A 15,020-nucleotide genomic window follows, 5' to 3' on the forward strand; every position below is an offset into this window, starting at 1 on the left:
TGTCTTTCGTCTCGACCGCCATCTCGACGCTCGGCCCAAAGCGCGACGTGCAGATCTATCCGTCGCGCTTTGGGCCGAGCGTCGAGATGGCGGTCGAGACGAAAGACATGGGGCTGGTGTCGCTGTTTGCGATCCGGCCCGGAACCTTCGACGTCGTCAAGCCGGCGATAGCGCCCTCGGGCGACATTTCGTCGGCCTATTTCCAGATCGGCGATGTCGCCTATGCGGTGGTCGGACGAAGCGAGGTCCACGACCTCGACCGCGCCGCCGAGACGCTTGCCAAGACGCTTTACTGATCGATCCACAAAGGAGAACGCAAATGAACACCCCCAATCTGGGATATCGCGTCGGCGCCGGCGCCCAAACCGGAGCCATCTTCGACGAGGGCCTGCGCCAGCATATGCTGCGCGTCTACAACTACATGGGCGTCGGCCTGGTGGTCACCGGCCTCGTCGCCTTCATGATCTCATCGACGCCGGCGCTCTACGTGCCGATCTTCTCCAGCCCGCTGAAATGGGTGGTGATGCTGGCACCGCTCGCCTTCGTCTTGCTGTTCTCGTTCAAAATGCAGACCATGTCGGCGGCGAGTGCCCAGGCGATGTTCTGGGCCTTCTGCGCGGTCATGGGCCTGTCGCTCGCCTCTGTGTTCCTGGTCTTCACCGGAACCAGCATCGCGCGCACCTTCTTCATCGCCGCCACCATGTTCGGCGCCACCAGTCTCTACGGCTACACGACAAAGCGCGACCTGACCCAGTTCTCGTCATTCCTGATCATGGGCCTGATCGGCGTGGTGATCGCCAGCATCGTCAACATCTTCCTCGGCTCGACCGCGCTGCAGTTCGCCATCTCGGTGATCGGCATCGCCGTGTTCATCGGCCTGACCGCCTGGGATACGCAGACGATCAAAGAACAGTATGCCGAGAATTTCGACGCGGAATCGCGCCAGAAACTTGCCGTCTTCGGCGCCTTCTCGCTCTATCTGAACTTCATCAACATCTTCCAGCTGCTGCTGAACTTCACCGGCGAACGCGAGTAATCCGGACCGTAGCAGGCAACATTTCGCAACTTACCGTGGCCGGAGGGAAACCTCCGGCCACGGTTTTTTATTTGAGGCAGCATTTGCCATGTGCGGTGGATCGTTCATCGCGGCTGACTGAGACGCGATGTAAATCTGCCGCTCTTGAGTTCGCACGTCCCCTTTTGCTAGCCTGCCGGCCACGCCAGATAGCCGCGAGGACGCATGGAACAGGACAGCCTGACGCTTCACGGTGACGGCATCTCGGCGACTGTTGTCGGGCAGGGCGCCGAACTTGTCTCCCTACGCGATGCCGACGGCACAGAGTTTCTGTGGCAGGCCGGTCCGGAATGGCGGCGTCACTCGCCGGTGCTGTTTCCAATCGTCGGCCGGCTGAAGGGCGACCAACTGCGCCATCGCGGCCAGACCTATCCGATGACCCAGCACGGCTTCGCGCGCGACAAGCCGTTCGCCTGGGCGCAGAGGGGACCACGATCCTGCACGTTGGTGCTCACCGACGATGCCGATACCCGCGCGCACTACCCCTTCGCCTTTCGCCTGGCAGTGACTTACACGCTGGACCGCCATCAGCTTGATGTGACCTTCGACATCACCAACACCGGCGATGAGCCGCTGCCGGCATCGATCGGGGCGCACCCGGCGTTCAATTGGCCTTTGCTTCCGGATCTGGCCAAGACGGATTACCAGCTGACCTTTGCCTCCGCCGAGCAAGCGCCGATCCGCCGCCTGAAGGACGGCCTGCTGCTGAAAGCGCCACAACCGACGCCTGTGGAAGGCAAAAGGCTGGCACTCTCCGAAAGGCTCTTCGGCGAGGACGCGGTGATCATGGATCGGCCCGTCAGTTCCAGCGTGCGCTACGCTGCCGAGAGCGGTCCCGCGATCGAGATGTTGTGGCAGGGATTCCAGGAATTGGGTATCTGGTCCAAACCCGGCGGCGCGCCATTTCTTTGCATCGAACCCTGGCATGGCCTTGCAAGCCCGGTGGATTTCGATGGTGAGTTTATCGATAAGCCTAGCGTGATGTTGATCGAGCCTGCCGCGAAGCGTGTTCTGAGCTATCAGGTACGTCTGCTGCAGCGTCGTGCGCGAATGGCTGAATTGGAGTGAGCCCAGTGAATTCTGAAACAATCGAGATCTACCATCCACGTGGTGTTTTGAATTTGGGCCAATGGGACATTGGCGGTCTCAAGCTCAAAGTCTATGGCCTCGTCGCAGACAACAAGAAGGTCGACGGACCCATGGTGACCCTGGCACAGTCATTCGTGCGACAGGAGGTTCTGCCGCGTGTGGTGGACGAGGGTGACGACAATGGCATGGGCTTTGTGATTATTCATCCTGGCGAGCTGGGTGTTTCCATCTCGGTTCACTGGTGGATACAAGGTTCGGTGCTTTGTCAGCATATCTATCGGAAGCTGTATTCCGCCGCCGAACCGATGGATACGGTAAAGAGATCTGTTGTTGCCTGTGTTTGGGAATTGGCTCTGATAAATGCCGAGCAGGAAGCTTGGCGAAAAACGATGATGAAAAGCGAGCCCAGTCCGTCAGGATACATGGACGCTCGAGCTGGCTTCGAAGCTGCATAGAGACCGCCCATGATCGACTATGGCGTGGTCGCTCAGACCGTCGGTGCCCAATGAAGCTGTATTTCAGCCGCAATCCGAACCCTCGGCTCGCGCTCGCGGTGGCACGCTACCTCGACGCGAAAGTCGAATTTGAATTTGCCTCGCCATTCGCTCCGGGGCAAGCGGAGAAATTTCGCCGGTTAAATCCCAATCTCTCGCTGCCCATCCTCGCGGAAGAAGAGGGAAAAAGCCTCTGGGAGGCAGACGCCATAGCCTGCCGGCTCTCGCGCGATGCGCATTCGGATTTCTGGCGCACCGGCGATGACGAACCCGAGATGATCCGCTGGCTGAGCTGGGGCAAGGAGCACTTCGCATTCGCTTGCGACATGGTGCATTTCGAACGTGGGACCAAACAGCGGTACGGCATCGGCCCGATCGATCAGAAGCGGGTGGAGGAGGGCCTAAACCAATTCCATACGGCCGCGGCAATACTCGACGCCGTGCTTGCCGAGCGGCAGTGGCTGGTCGGGAATTCGGTTTCCTATGCCGATTTTCGAATGGCGACCTTCCTGCCGTTCAACGAAGCCGCCAGATTGCCGCTCGACGATTATTCCTCTGTCAGCCGCTGGTACCGTCGGCTTGAAGACATCGGCGCCTGGCGTGACCCTTTCAAGGGGATGGATGCACCCGAATTGCCGCCGGTGCCGCAAACGGCTGTCGCGGACCAGCGGTGAGAACGCGCGCGAAGAGCCGCGCAGCAGGCCGAGCCTACCAAGGCAATGATGTGCGGGGGATCGGATGAATATCTATGTCCTGAGCGTGGTCGAAGGACAGGAATGGGTCCTTCCCCGACAGGCGGACGACTACCAGCTGTTTTCGATGCTCTGCGGCCGGAAGCAGACACAATGGCATCCGCCCGGGATGGAGATCCTGTGCGAACACGACGACGGTACGCTCCGGCAATATTCAGATTTTCCATGGCTTGGCGAGCATGTGCTCATCCTGCGGGCGAGGGCGTTGAAGTTGCTTCGGCCAACCCTCGAACCGTACGGTGAATTCCTGCCGCTTCGTGCCGACGAGGCCATATCGCTCTTCAATGTCACCACCGTGATCGATGCGCTGGACGAGGAACGTTCAAAGATCGTTCGCTTTGACGACGGCGGCATAATGGTGATCGAAAGCCTCGTCCTTCGAGCGGACGCAATCGGCGGTACCGAGACATTCAAGCTGCCCGAGCGTGCCGATGGGGTGCGAATATCCGATATCTATCTGCAGGAGACGATCGTACGCCGGATCGGGGAGCTTGGGCTCAAGGGCATTGCTTTCAACTTGGTCTGGAGCGACGAGCCGGCCGGACAAGGCAGGATCGAGTACCCAGGTGTGGAAAAGGGCATTTCAACCGCAAGCTCGCTCACGCGCCTTTGGGCCGGTCTGCGGCGAAAAGCAGGGTTTTGATATCAAACCTGCCGGACGACGGTGCCGACCACATTGACGAGAAGGCGCGCGGCGGTCAGCGCTGACAGGCCGTCGATATCGGCCGGAGGATAGAACTCGACAAGGTCGAACCCTGCGATCCGGGCCCGTCTGCCGAGGCCGGCGATCAGGTCGATCACCTGCGTGTAGGTGAGACCGCCGGGTGTACGCGCCGCCACGCCCGGCATGACGCTTGGATCGAGGCTGTCGCAGTCGAGGGTGACGACAACCCGCGCGCCTTCCGGAATATGCCGGAGCGCGGCTTCGACGCCCTGAGCGTGAACCTCGCGGGCGGTCACGAAGTGGCTGCCATAGCGCCGTGCCGCTTCGATCTCGGTGATGCGTGCGCTGCCGACGCTGCGCAGGCCGACTTGCACCATGCCTGCGACATGCGGCATCTCGCTCGCCCTGCGCATCGGGCTCGAATAGCCGTGGCGTTCGCCATACACCTCGTCGCGCCAGTCGATATGGGCGTCGATCTGCAGGACCCAGACCGGCCCGTGCTCCGCAAAGCCGGCGAGGAAGGGAATGGTCATGGAACAGTCGCCGCCGATCAGGATCGGCACGGCCGGCAATGCCAGGATTTCGCGCGTTTTTGCCTCGATCCTGACCCTGTTGCCGGCATTGTCATGCATGGTGGTCAAGATATCGCCGGCGTCGATGCAAGAGGCCGGCTTGCCGTCGAACAGCGGGCCGCCGAGATCGAAATCCCAGTGCTCGACGAACGCGGCATCGTCCTGGCTCGCAACGCGGATCGCATCCGCCGCCAAGGCATGGCCGCGGCTGTCCTTGCCGGGATAAGTGCTGCCGTGACCGGCCCCGAAGATCACCGCGCGGGGCATGTGACCATCTGCGAGACGGTCTGGAAAGCCGAGAAAGGGAGGCGAGGGGGTCATGCCTTGATGGATCCTGATGATGCTTAGCGCACGCCGATCGGGTGCGGTTAAGTCAAGCGCCCCGGCTTCAGCTTTGTGCCGATTGGGTAAGCCCAATAAACTCTAAAACAATCGAGATCGATCACCCACCTGGTGTTTCAAATTTGGGCCAACGGGGCATTGGCGGTGGCATGCGCCGATTTCGAGGCGACATTGCGCTGCCGGCGAGGACGTTGGGGCGGCTTGCGTCGGCAGGCGCGATCCCGAAATTTCCAGTACGTGACGAGAATGAACCTTGGCTGGTCCCCTGATAGCGGAACCAGGCGAGGTTCACGTTGTTACCACAGCGGGCGACTGCCGGTTGCCGGATTCGGAGTCATCGTTTCATGACCAATGGTCCATTGCCTGAAAACGTTCTGGTCTCGCTTCCCAAGATCGATGCAAAAGCGGCGCCGACGCTCAAAAATGCCGAGGCGGAGGTATTTTACACGGAAGCGATCCGTGAGCTTACCGCCACCGACATACCCTTTCTGGTCGCCGGGACCTACGCGGTAAGCGCTTATACGGGTGTCACCCGCCAGACCAAGGACCTCGATATCTTCTGCAAGGCAGGCGACTACGCGCGGATCCTCGCTCATTTCAAGCAGCTTGGATATGCCGTCGAAATCGAGGATGACCGGTGGCTCGGCAAGGTGTTCAAGGGCACGCATTTCTTCGACGTCATATTCGGCTCGGCCAACGGCACGGTGCCTGTTGGCGACCTGTGGCTGGAACACGCCCGCCAAACAGAGCTGTTGGGCAGCAGGGTGCGGATCATCGGCCCGACCGAACTCATCTGGTCCAAATGCTTTATCCAGGACAGAGGGCGACACGATGGCGCCGATATCGCTCATACGATTCTCAAGGCGGGCGATCAGATCGATTGGCACCGGCTGCTTTCTTATCTGGAGGTTCACTGGGAGGTTCTGTTGATGCAGCTTATCAATTTCAGGTGGATCTATCCGAGCGAGCGCGATCATATCCCGGCGTGGCTGCTCGATGAATTGCTCGACCGCCTCGCCAAGCAACGGCAGTTGCCGTCTCCAAGGATGAAGATCTGCCGTGGGCGGCTGCTTTCGCAAACCGATTACGAAATCGACGTCAAGGAATGGGGCTTCGCCGGCGTCGGTGGTGTGGGAGAATTCCGTGATGGCTGATCCCGTCAAGAGCAGCGCGCCCAAGGAGGGCGCACGCGCGCTCAAAGTTGCCGCGGTCGGGGATCTCCATGTGCGGGAAGATGCGCAAACCTCGTATCGCGACCTCTTCGGCGAGATATCGAGCGAAGCCGACATTCTCGTTCTCACGGGAGATCTGACCAATCTCGGCAAGCCTCGTGAAGCGGAGATGCTGGCCGAGGATCTGCGCAACTGCTCGATCCCGGTCGTGGCGGTGCTCGGCAATCATGACTACGAGTCTGGTGCGGTGGAAGACGTCACGAAGATCCTGCGCCAGGCGCATGTTCATCTCCTCGACGGGCAGGCAGTTGAAATCGAGGAGGTGGGTTTTGTCGGCGTGAAGGGATTCATAGGCGGCTTCGGCTCACGCATGCTCGGCTCATTCGGTGAACCGGCGATCAAGACGATGGTCGCGGAAAGCGTGAACGAGGCAATGCGACTTGAAAATGCGATGCGCCAGGTGCGGGCGAAGCGCACACTGGTGATCCTCCACTACGCGCCAATTGCCGACACAGTCGCGGGAGAACCGCCGGAGATATTTCCATTTCTGGGCTCTTCACGCCTGGCGGAGACGATCGATCGATTCCAGGTTAGTGCTGTCGTGCACGGTCATGCACATCGCGGTTCTTACGAAGGTCAAACACCTGGCGGAGCCAAGGTCTACAACGTCGCCATGCATGTGGCCAAGCCAAGCGGCCGCCCCTACGCCTTGCTCGAAATCTGACGCCAGCGGCATGCGCCGTGGTGTCCATTGGCCTTGACTCAATTGGTGGCCTTGACTCAATTGGTGGCGTTGATCGATTTCGCCAACTCTTCCAGCTTCCGGGGGTCGTTGCCGTGACGGCGCACCAGTTCGCGAGCCTGCCTGGACGGCAAATCGGTCGTGGCCGCCAGTTGTCGCACCTGCTGATCGTCGATGGCGACCTGCGGCAATGTATGGTCGATATTTCCTTCCTTGTCCTTCATCGCGCTTCTCCTTGATCCCTGTCGACGACAACGGCTCGAAAATCCGACCGGTTCCGAACGATCTGCAACTTTTGCGCCTTCACCTGGGCGGACCAACATACTCGTGTCCCGAGGGCGTAACGATCTCGCTGGATTCTGCCAGGAACCATGCCACGGCGCACGAGTTGTTCCGACTGAACGGAGATAGTTCGATGCCACAGCCAAGACAGCCAGACCCAAATCGCGATGTTCCCGTGCCGCCTCCAACATGGAAGCCCGAGCCGATCGAGGAACCCGAACCGGAAAGGCTCCCGGACGAGACCCCGCTGCCCAATCCCGACGAGAATGAAGAGCCTCCCATCCACGCGTAGGATGATGGAGTTTCTTTATCGCGGGGCAAAGCACACCTCCGGACGGCTAACGATCGATCTCGCCAAACACGATGTCGAGCGATCCGATGATGGCGGCAACGTCGGCGATCATGTGCCCTCGAGACAGGAAATCCATCGCCTGCAGATGGGCGAAGGATGGCGCGCGTATCTTGCACCGGTAAGGAACATTGCCCCCGTCGGAAACCAGATAAACACCGAATTCTCCCTTTGGCGCTTCAACCGCGGCGTAGACTTCTCCGGCCGGCACGCGATGCCCCTCGGTATAAAGTTTGAAATGCTGGATGGTCGCCTCCATCGAGCGTTTCATCGTGGCGCGCCGCGGCGGCGTGATCTTCTGGTTTGGAAGCGCGACCGGCCCCTGGCCTTCGGGTGACCGCAGTTTTTCCAGGCATTGCTTCATGATCCGCACCGACTGGCGCATCTCCTCCATGCGGACCAGGTAGCGGTCATAGCAGTCTCCGTTCTTTCCGACGGGAATGTCGAAATCCATGTCCGGGTAACATTCGTATGGCTGTGCCTTGCGCAAATCCCATGCGGCGCCCGATCCGCGCACCATCACGCCGGAAAATCCCCAGGCCCAGGCATCCTCCAGCCCGATCACGCCCACATCGACATTGCGCTGCTTGAAGATACGGCTGCCGGTGAGCAATTCGTCGAGGTTGTCACAGACTTTGAGGAACGGATCGCAGAAAGCCCAGATGTCGTCGAGAAGCTTCGGAGGCATATCCTGGTGCACGCCGCCGATTCTGAAATAATTCGCATGCATGCGGGCGCCGGAGGCGCGCTCGTAAAAAACCATCAGCTTTTCCCGCTCCGCAAACCCCCAAAGCGGCGGCGTCAGCGCGCCGATATCCATGGCCTGCGTCGTGACGTTGAGGAGATGCGACAGAAGCCGGCCGATTTCGCAAAAAAGAACACGGACGAGTTGTCCACGCGTTGGAACGCTGATTTCGAGCAGTTTTTCGGCAGCGAGGCAGAACGCATGCTCCTGGTTCATCGGCGCGACATAGTCGAGCCGGTCGAAATAGGGCAGCGCTTGCAAATAGTTCTTGTGCTCTATGAGTTTTTCGGTGCCGCGATGCAGTAAGCCAATATGCGGATCGGCACGCTCGACGATCTCGCCGTCCAGTTCGAGCACCAGCCGAAGAACACCGTGGGCCGACGGATGCTGGGGCCCGAAATTGATGGTGAAGTTGCGAACGGGGGCTTCGACCATCGCTGCTCTCCGCGACTGTCGGGGCAAGGCGTGATGCGAATGGTTCGGCGCCTCAAGTCGTCGTCTGAATGATCAGCGTCAGGGTGCCATCGCCATCTATGTTTGCAGCGACAACCTGCGAGGAATTGAGCCCATTCGCCCTCAAGGCCGATGTCGCTTGAGGCGAAGCATCGACTGAGTTTTGCAGGCGTAGCAAATCTTCGGCGCTGGTCTGATTGATCACGGCATCCGCCTGCGCCTTGATTTCGTCAGGCAGATCCTCGACGGCGACAATGGCAACGCCGGTGAAATTCAAATCAGCAGAGCCTGGATCTGACAGCGCCTGCTCCGGTTGCACTTCGCCCTGCGGTGGCGTCACCTGGGGAAGCTGCGGTCCAACAGTTTGGGCGTAGACGGGCTGAATGATGACCGCCCCGGAAAGTGCGACAGCTATCGTCAACATGCGCATGGTCGCTCCTTGCATCCTTCGAGGGAGATTTTGAAGAAACCCCCATGCCGAGCGATTGTTCCCGCGGGGCTGGTCACACTGGGCAATTTCGCGTCGACCCCCCTGGGGAAACGCCGAACGAACCATGGCCCAGACGACGTCATATGGCTGTCTCCCAACCGGCTGAGCGGTTGCGTACGGAATCGTACCATCGATTGATCTGCACCTTGGAGAGGATCAAAATAAAGCAGAGGTGACCATGGGAGGGAGCCGCATGAGCATCGCCAGATGGGCAATAAGACCTGTCGGTACCGCCAAGGCATTTCTGGCAGAGCAGCTTCGAAGTGGGCGATACGGCGACATCGTTTCGGTCAAAGCGGCGATAGAGGCCGCTCGCAGGGACGCGCCTTATTTGCAGGATACAGACGATGAGTTGATGGAGACGATCGTCGAGCTGGCACGGGAACTGGGGCTGGCCGTCCTTTTTGACTCTCGCGATTGACCGATGAGCCATGGCTGGAGGACTCACCGGTGGTTGAAGCGATTTGGTACGAAATCGACAATTGGCTCATGGCCGAAAATGCGCAATTATTGGGAAATGGGACGACGGCTGGACGACAAACTCGATTGCAAGGCTTGTGGGACTATCCAAATGGACATTCCCGACAACGCCAAGGAATCGACGCCAATTCATTGCAGCAATTGCGGCGCCTTTCTCGGCGAGTGGGGCGAATTGCAGGACGATTTCTACCGCCAGGCTCGCGGTACCGAGGCATTCGACTTGCGCAACGGAACCATTATCAAGAAGTAGCGCGCAACGACGCGGCCTCCGGATGACATCGGCAAATTCGCAAGGGGTTGGCAGATCTAGCCGACCTCGATGACCACCATCAGCCCGCCGCCGCCCTTCTCCTCGACATTGTTGTTCGTCGTGTGATGCGGGATGTGGCAGTGAATGAGCCACTTGCCAGGACGCAGCGCCTTCCACACGACGTCATAGCGCTGTCCCGGTCCGACATTGATCGTATCGGCCAGAAAGCGCGCCGACGAAGAAAGCGTCTCACCGTCACGGGCGACGACCTCGAAGGGTCCGCCATGGATATGCATTGGATGGACGAAGCCGTTGTTGGTGCCGATGAAACGCACCTTCAGCGTCTCGCCCACCTTCATAGGAATGGTGTCGGTTGCGGGATAGGCTTTGCCGTTGATGGTGAAGAAGTTCGGCATGCCGCCTTCCATGGGCATCGACGGATAAGTCAGCCCATCGCGCACCAGCCATTCCTGAAGTTCGATGACATAGTCGTGGTCAGCCGGAACCTCGTCGGCAGGATTGGCGGGATCGATAATCAGCGCCCCATAAAGCCCCAGCGCCTGGGTGCGGTCCGGCTTGGCATGCGGATGATAGAAGTAGGTCCCGTGCTGGGTCGCGGTGAACGCATAGGAATAGGATTGTCCAGGCTCGATCGGCGGCTGGGTGATCTCGGCAGGTCCATCCATCTGGTTCGGCAGGATCATGCCGTGCCAATGCACCGTGGTTTCCTCGGGCAGGTCGTTGGTGACGTCGATGCGAACCTTATCGCCCTGGCGAATGTGGATGCGCGGACCGGGAATCTGGCCATTGTAGGCATAGGCGTCGACCGCGACGTTGGGCAGGATCTGCCAGCGGACCACCGATGGTCTGAGCTCGAACACCTTGACGCCGTTCTCTAGACGGAATGGCAGTTCCTGGTCGCCCTTGGCGGCAAGACCATAGGACGAGGTAACGCGACGCGGATCGGTTGCAGCCATGTCACGCATGGATTCCGCCGGCGTGTCGCGACCCATGATCATGCCTTGCGGCATGATCGCGCCGCCGACGTCACGCGCCGAAAGCGTCAGGTTCAGCCAGTTCGCCGGCGCGGCCATGCCGATCGCCAACGCCAACACCGACACAATACCGAGGGCCGCAATCTGCGGCGTCGTAGCGTCCGTCTCCATCTGATGGCCGCTGCGTTTGGACTTGTGGGAGGTGTTGCGGCTTCGTCGATCGTCGCCGGCGTTGGGGTGATGCGTAGCGTGCTGTTGGTGGGCGGTCGGCTCTCCACTGCTCGTTTCGTTCGCCTGCGGGCGCTGCGTCATCAATCCGTGCTTCAGCCCGCGCGCGACCAGCCAGACATTGGCCGGATAGGCGAGCGTGAAGCCGGCGATGACGCCGATCGACATCACGCCCCAGAACAAAAGCTCGGTCGGCTCCATGGCGCGCATGTCGCGTCCCATCATCAGAAAGCTCATGACGGGCGCCATGCCGGCCATCATGAAATTCATCGAGATGAACTCGGGCAAGAAGCTCTTGCGCACGTTCTCCCAGTAGGTGCCGCCCATCATCGATTTCATGAACAGCGATTGGAAGATGAACAGGCCGAAGGCAAAGCCCGCCAGATATTCGACGATGAGGTCGAGCCACATCGGCAGGCCAAGCGTTGCCGTGATGACTGCGGCGAGAATGATGCCGGTCGCATCGCCGGCAACGCAGTGGATGGTCGAGCCGACCCCCTGTTTCCACAGCGGCCTGGTGAAGTCTTCATGCTCGCCTGGACGTGGCTCCTTGTCTGCAAGCACATAAAGCAGCAGCCCCAATGGACCCATATAGAGGGTCACCAGGATGAAGCCCCATTTCATCACCACCGGTTCGGGATTGTTGCGGTATTGATCGAAGCCGACATAAAGCGTCGAGGCGGCGGCAAGAGCGAACCAGACGGCAAGGAAATAGTCGATTGGCTGGATGAACATGGATGCATCCCGTCGCGGATCAGTGGCTTGTCACAAGCAGCCCCCGTCGATGAACGCAGCCGGCGTGTTTATGATCCCGCCGGCCCAATCCGGTTGTGTCGAATTCTCCAGCCTGGCGCTCTTGTCGAAGCATTAACGCGCGGTAATTCCCTTGAAGGCGTGGGCGCTTCGCTGCCTCAACAGGAGCTGGCCATGAAACATCAAACACTCGACCAACTGCATGCCGTCGCCTAGATTGAATCGTCGGCTGCTTATTCCGCCATGACACGAAATCAGCGCATAGAGCGCTGGGCTGAACTGCTGGAGCGTAATCCCGAGCGATGCCTTGGGGCGTTTGCAGGCACCGAACATCTGCACCCTGAAGCACGTTCATTGATGCGGGGCGAGGGAACGGCAATTTCGGTCGCCTTCGAGGATCCAGTGCTGCGCGCATCGGGTTTAAAGGACGACACATACGGTGAGGCAAGGCGCTTTTTCGAACTGAACGACTGGCAGCTGCACGACATCGTCTGCGATTGCCACGTCGGCTCAACCATGAAAGCGCGCTGGGCTGCGACGCGGGTCCGCTCAGCCATCAGCGGCAGGTTCTTTGCGTGGTTGCGGCAAAGGATAATGCGCTGACCGTAGTTGGGGATCGTCGTCGCTTCGGTGCGGCATACGATCCCCTGTCTTGCCGATTGGATGTCTTGCCAATCGGATTGTCTTGCCGACGCGGATCAACGCTTGTCCTGGTACAGCCGGTTGGTCGCCCGGTCGCTCTCCCGTTGTTCGGCGGGTCCACGCCGACGGCGTGCGATAACGGCATAGGCCATCAGCACGATCAGCAGCAATGGGCCGCCGGCAACGACGACCAACCACATGATATCTCCAAACATGGCGGCATCTCCTTTCCCAGACAACCGGCGAGGAGGAGAACCGTTCCGTGCAGCAGGCCACCTCGGTCGCCCCTGGTCATTAACTTACGAATTGCGTTCGTAGGTTCCGATGAGTTCAGCCTGCTCAAGCGAATGTTTCTGCGCCTCCCGCCAGATGCGCTCGATGCCCACGCTCGCTGGAATGGCAAGGCTCGGCGTGTCGAGCGCGGCCAGCCGGAAATGGTAATGGTGAACGCCATGTCCGACCGGCGGTTCAGGGCCGTCGTAATAGGCGTTGCCAAAATCATTCGTTGCTTGCCTGAGGGCGCCCGGACCCGGCTTGCCGCTTTCGGCCTCGGGAAGTTCCCTCGTGTCCGGGGAGATGTTGAACACCGCCCAATGACCAAACGTTCCGCTCGGCGCGTCAGGATCCTGAACGACGAGAACGAGACTCTTTGCTTCGTCCGGCACTCCAGACCATTTCAGCGGCGGCGATACGTTTTTGCCGTCTCGTGTGTATCTTTCGGGAATTTGTCCGCCTTCGGCAAAGGCGGCACTGCTAAGGGCAAGTGGCATGGTTCACTCCTTCCGGCGAAGTTGATCGCAGCGACGCGCAGGGCAGCTATTTGTTGGTCCGCATCTTTTGTCTTGGATCGATCCCGCCAGCGGCGGTCGTGTCGTTTTCGACGTCACCTTCGACCGTATTCTCGCCTTCAAGCTCGAACTCTTCGCCTTCCTTGATCGTTCCCTTGGAAGTCCCGATACCAGGATTGTTCGCCAAGTCGGCATCGCTCGGTTTCTTCCATTTCGGATGTTTGGTTCCGGTCATGAGAAAACTCCTTCGACGGGGATTGCAGTTTTGAAATCGCAGACCGGATAGTTCGTTCCGGTTCCACGCCTCAGCTTCTTCATTGGTTCGCCGCGCGCCGGCTAAAGCCCGAACGGGTAGGTGTCGGGAACGCCGGTTCTTGCATGCTCCGGGCCAAGCGGCGTCACTGCCGCGGTTTTGTCGAACCATAGGAACGCGTCGAACTGCCGGGGCAGGGAAGCGTCCGCATAGTGGCTGCCCAGCTCGGTTTCCGGCCGGTAGATCACCCCGATGAATCGCTCCAGCCTGCGTTCCAGCAGCCGCTCACGCAGCGTTGTGTCGCGCCCGAGGTCGAGCAGGAACCGCGACACAAGGGAATCGTGGCAAAGCCGTTCGTAGCTGTCGGCGTGCGACGCGCGGATTTGCTTCACCTCCATTTTGCCGTCCCAGTCGCTGGCGGCCGCTACAGTGCCGGAATGCGTGCCCATACCGATCAGCGCTGCCTCATCCCCGAAACGCTGCCGGCAGAGCTGGCCGATGTTCAGTTCGTCCCTGACGACGCCCATCTCGGTAAAGCGGGCATCGCCGATATGGGAATTGTGCGCCCACACCACGGCCTTGGCGTTGGGGCCGCCGGCATGCAGCAAATGTTCCAACGTTTCGAACATGTGCGTGTCGCGCAGGTTCCAGGACTCCGCGCCGCCATAGTACATGATCCGGTAATAGTGTTCGGCGGACGCGATCAGCCGGGCATTCTGACTGGCGTCGAGAAAGTCGGTGCCGTCCCTTTTTGCATATTCGAGCTGTTTGGCGAGCAAGTCCCGGCATTGTTCCAGCACCGCTTTCTCGCATTTTTGATAGCCGGCGGTGAGCACCGCGCGGCCGTAGGTGGACGGATCGTGTTGCCAGGGCGTCAGGCAGCCATAGCGTTCGCGCGCGATCTTGGCTGCCGGGGGATCGACCCGGTCGAGATAATCGAGGACCGCGCCGATGGAACCGCTCATATTGTAGATGTCGAGGCCGTAGAACCCTGCTTGCGCCGAAGGCTCTAGCTTCTCGTTGTGACGGCGCATCCAGTCGGTGAAGGCCGCGACATCGGTGTTGCGCCACATCCAGGTCGGAAATCGCTGGAATGGCGCGCCAGTGCCGGTTCGCGGCCGACGATGGCGAACATAGCGGTCGATCGCCGCTGCGTCGGGCCAGTCCGCCTCGACCGCGACGATGGTGAAGCCGTGGCGTTCGATGAGCCTGCGGGTGATCGCCGCGCGCGCCCTGTAGAATTCGGACGTGCCATGGCTTGCCTCGCCAAGCAGAACAATGCGCCGGTCGGCAAACCGATCGAACAATGCGCCGAAGGCCGGATCGTCGAAATCGGGCAGGGGTTCGGCCGCGGCCGCGATCATATCAGGCAGGCTGATCGGATGGGGATGTCGAAGCGGACGACCAACG

Annotated in this window: 19 protein-coding genes and 1 pseudogene; 11 read left to right on the forward strand and 9 right to left on the reverse strand. The window is 60.1% G+C overall.

Annotated features, from left to right (window positions below; genetic code table 11):
- The 6 genes and pseudogenes from EN964_RS07570 to EN964_RS07595 all read left to right on the forward strand — a co-directional run.
- A pseudogene (locus tag EN964_RS07570) lies at positions 1-296 on the forward strand (hypothetical protein); the annotation flags it as partial.
- A 23-nt stretch (positions 297-319) separates the two neighbouring features.
- Positions 320-1,036 (forward strand): Bax inhibitor-1/YccA family protein, encoded by a 717-nt coding sequence (locus EN964_RS07575; protein ID WP_127271130.1) that lies wholly within the window; start codon positions 320-322, stop codon positions 1,034-1,036.
- A gap of 204 nt (positions 1,037-1,240) precedes the next feature.
- A complete protein-coding gene (locus tag EN964_RS07580) occupies positions 1,241-2,143 on the forward strand; it encodes an aldose 1-epimerase family protein (RefSeq protein WP_127271128.1) in 903 nt (300 codons plus the stop codon).
- A 5-nt stretch (positions 2,144-2,148) separates the two neighbouring features.
- Positions 2,149-2,619 (forward strand): hypothetical protein, encoded by a 471-nt coding sequence (locus EN964_RS38410; RefSeq protein ID WP_127271127.1) that lies wholly within the window; start codon positions 2,149-2,151, stop codon positions 2,617-2,619.
- Positions 2,620-2,669: 50 nt separating this feature from the next.
- Complete coding sequence (locus tag EN964_RS07590) at positions 2,670-3,332, forward strand: glutathione S-transferase family protein (RefSeq protein ID WP_127272303.1); 663 nt, start codon at positions 2,670-2,672, stop codon at positions 3,330-3,332.
- Positions 3,333-3,396: 64 nt separating this feature from the next.
- Positions 3,397-4,053, forward strand: a complete 657-nt coding sequence (locus tag EN964_RS07595; RefSeq protein WP_127271364.1) for an imm11 family protein — start codon at positions 3,397-3,399, stop codon at positions 4,051-4,053.
- A gap of 2 nt (positions 4,054-4,055) precedes the next feature.
- On the opposite strand, the gene EN964_RS07600 is transcribed toward EN964_RS07595, so the two are convergent.
- Positions 4,056-4,967: an agmatinase gene (locus EN964_RS07600; protein WP_127271362.1), complete on the reverse strand. Its 912-nt coding sequence runs from the start codon at positions 4,965-4,967 to the stop codon at positions 4,056-4,058.
- Between the two features lie 365 nt (positions 4,968-5,332).
- On the opposite strand from EN964_RS07600, the gene EN964_RS07605 reads away from it, so the two are divergent.
- Positions 5,333-6,142, forward strand: a complete 810-nt coding sequence (locus tag EN964_RS07605) for a nucleotidyltransferase family protein (RefSeq protein ID WP_023812007.1) — start codon at positions 5,333-5,335, stop codon at positions 6,140-6,142.
- Positions 6,135-6,884 (forward strand): metallophosphoesterase, encoded by a 750-nt coding sequence (locus EN964_RS07610; RefSeq protein WP_127271062.1) that lies wholly within the window; start codon positions 6,135-6,137, stop codon positions 6,882-6,884. Before EN964_RS07605 ends, EN964_RS07610 begins: the two co-directional genes overlap by 8 nt.
- 56 nt (positions 6,885-6,940) lie before the next feature.
- Here EN964_RS07610 and EN964_RS07615 read toward each other — a convergent pair whose 3' ends face one another.
- The 3 genes from EN964_RS07615 to EN964_RS07630 all read right to left on the reverse strand — a co-directional run bounded on the left by EN964_RS07615 (position 6,941) and on the right by EN964_RS07630 (position 9,161).
- Positions 6,941-7,126, reverse strand: a complete 186-nt coding sequence (locus EN964_RS07615; RefSeq protein ID WP_127271064.1) for a hypothetical protein — start codon at positions 7,124-7,126, stop codon at positions 6,941-6,943.
- 396 nt (positions 7,127-7,522) lie between these two features.
- On the reverse strand, positions 7,523-8,713 hold the full coding sequence (locus EN964_RS07625) for an NADH-quinone oxidoreductase subunit D (protein ID WP_127272699.1): 1,191 nt from the start codon (positions 8,711-8,713) through the stop codon (positions 7,523-7,525).
- A gap of 52 nt (positions 8,714-8,765) precedes the next feature.
- On the reverse strand, positions 8,766-9,161 hold the full coding sequence (locus tag EN964_RS07630; protein WP_127268883.1) for a hypothetical protein: 396 nt from the start codon (positions 9,159-9,161) through the stop codon (positions 8,766-8,768).
- Between the two features lie 253 nt (positions 9,162-9,414).
- Here EN964_RS07630 and EN964_RS07635 point away from each other — a divergent pair, with 253 nt between their 5' ends.
- Positions 9,415-9,642: a hypothetical protein gene (locus EN964_RS07635; protein WP_127268882.1), complete on the forward strand. Its 228-nt coding sequence runs from the start codon at positions 9,415-9,417 to the stop codon at positions 9,640-9,642.
- 150 nt (positions 9,643-9,792) lie between these two features.
- Positions 9,793-9,951 carry a hypothetical protein gene (locus EN964_RS07640; RefSeq protein WP_081738677.1) on the forward strand — a complete coding sequence of 53 codons (159 nt, stop codon included), beginning with the start codon at positions 9,793-9,795 and terminating at the stop codon, positions 9,949-9,951.
- A 56-nt stretch (positions 9,952-10,007) separates the two neighbouring features.
- Here the strand turns inward: EN964_RS07640 and EN964_RS07645 are convergent, their stop codons facing one another.
- Complete coding sequence (locus EN964_RS07645; RefSeq protein WP_127268880.1) at positions 10,008-11,909, reverse strand: DUF4396 domain-containing protein; 1,902 nt, start codon at positions 11,907-11,909, stop codon at positions 10,008-10,010.
- Positions 11,910-12,143: 234 nt separating this feature from the next.
- On the opposite strand from EN964_RS07645, the gene EN964_RS07650 reads away from it, so the two are divergent.
- Complete coding sequence (locus EN964_RS07650) at positions 12,144-12,530, forward strand: hypothetical protein (protein ID WP_245490634.1); 387 nt, start codon at positions 12,144-12,146, stop codon at positions 12,528-12,530.
- 95 nt (positions 12,531-12,625) lie between these two features.
- Here the strand turns inward: EN964_RS07650 and EN964_RS07655 are convergent, their stop codons facing one another.
- From EN964_RS07655 to EN964_RS07670, 4 genes are all read right to left on the reverse strand, one after another.
- Entirely contained in the window at positions 12,626-12,784 is a 159-nt protein-coding gene (locus EN964_RS07655; protein ID WP_127268877.1) for a hypothetical protein, read from the reverse strand.
- An 84-nt stretch (positions 12,785-12,868) separates the two neighbouring features.
- Entirely contained in the window at positions 12,869-13,339 is a 471-nt protein-coding gene (locus tag EN964_RS07660; protein WP_127268875.1) for a YbhB/YbcL family Raf kinase inhibitor-like protein, read from the reverse strand.
- A gap of 46 nt (positions 13,340-13,385) precedes the next feature.
- A complete protein-coding gene (locus tag EN964_RS07665) occupies positions 13,386-13,592 on the reverse strand; it encodes a hypothetical protein (protein ID WP_013531530.1) in 207 nt (68 codons plus the stop codon).
- Positions 13,593-13,693: 101 nt separating this feature from the next.
- Positions 13,694-15,020: erythromycin esterase family protein (locus EN964_RS07670; protein WP_164775754.1), on the reverse strand; the 1,327-nt coding region annotated here is incomplete at its 5' end.

The organism is Mesorhizobium sp. M7A.F.Ca.CA.001.10.2.1, from assembly GCF_003998575.1.
GTDB lineage: Bacteria > Pseudomonadota > Alphaproteobacteria > Rhizobiales > Rhizobiaceae > Mesorhizobium.

What these genes read in the sequence shown, in the direction of transcription:
- EN964_RS07575 (WP_127271130.1), top strand. Translation starts at nt 320, where the DNA reads ATGAACACCCCCAATCTGGGATATCGCGTCGGCGCCGGCGCCCAAACC.
- EN964_RS07580 (WP_127271128.1), top strand. Translation starts at nt 1,241, where the DNA reads ATGGAACAGGACAGCCTGACGCTTCACGGTGACGGCATCTCGGCGACT.
- EN964_RS07590 (WP_127272303.1), top strand. Translation starts at nt 2,670, where the DNA reads ATGAAGCTGTATTTCAGCCGCAATCCGAACCCTCGGCTCGCGCTCGCG.
- EN964_RS07595 (WP_127271364.1), top strand. Translation starts at nt 3,397, where the DNA reads ATGAATATCTATGTCCTGAGCGTGGTCGAAGGACAGGAATGGGTCCTT.
- EN964_RS07600 (WP_127271362.1), bottom strand. Translation starts at nt 4,967, where the DNA reads ATGACCCCCTCGCCTCCCTTTCTCGGCTTTCCAGACCGTCTCGCAGAT.
- EN964_RS07605 (WP_023812007.1), top strand. Translation starts at nt 5,333, where the DNA reads ATGACCAATGGTCCATTGCCTGAAAACGTTCTGGTCTCGCTTCCCAAG.
- EN964_RS07610 (WP_127271062.1), top strand. Translation starts at nt 6,135, where the DNA reads ATGGCTGATCCCGTCAAGAGCAGCGCGCCCAAGGAGGGCGCACGCGCG.
- EN964_RS07615 (WP_127271064.1), bottom strand. Translation starts at nt 7,126, where the DNA reads ATGAAGGACAAGGAAGGAAATATCGACCATACATTGCCGCAGGTCGCC.
- EN964_RS07625 (WP_127272699.1), bottom strand. Translation starts at nt 8,713, where the DNA reads ATGGTCGAAGCCCCCGTTCGCAACTTCACCATCAATTTCGGGCCCCAG.
- EN964_RS07630 (WP_127268883.1), bottom strand. Translation starts at nt 9,161, where the DNA reads ATGCGCATGTTGACGATAGCTGTCGCACTTTCCGGGGCGGTCATCATT.
- EN964_RS07635 (WP_127268882.1), top strand. Translation starts at nt 9,415, where the DNA reads ATGAGCATCGCCAGATGGGCAATAAGACCTGTCGGTACCGCCAAGGCA.
- EN964_RS07640 (WP_081738677.1), top strand. Translation starts at nt 9,793, where the DNA reads ATGGACATTCCCGACAACGCCAAGGAATCGACGCCAATTCATTGCAGC.
- EN964_RS07645 (WP_127268880.1), bottom strand. Translation starts at nt 11,909, where the DNA reads ATGTTCATCCAGCCAATCGACTATTTCCTTGCCGTCTGGTTCGCTCTT.
- EN964_RS07655 (WP_127268877.1), bottom strand. Translation starts at nt 12,784, where the DNA reads ATGTTTGGAGATATCATGTGGTTGGTCGTCGTTGCCGGCGGCCCATTG.
- EN964_RS07660 (WP_127268875.1), bottom strand. Translation starts at nt 13,339, where the DNA reads ATGCCACTTGCCCTTAGCAGTGCCGCCTTTGCCGAAGGCGGACAAATT.
- EN964_RS07665 (WP_013531530.1), bottom strand. Translation starts at nt 13,592, where the DNA reads ATGACCGGAACCAAACATCCGAAATGGAAGAAACCGAGCGATGCCGAC.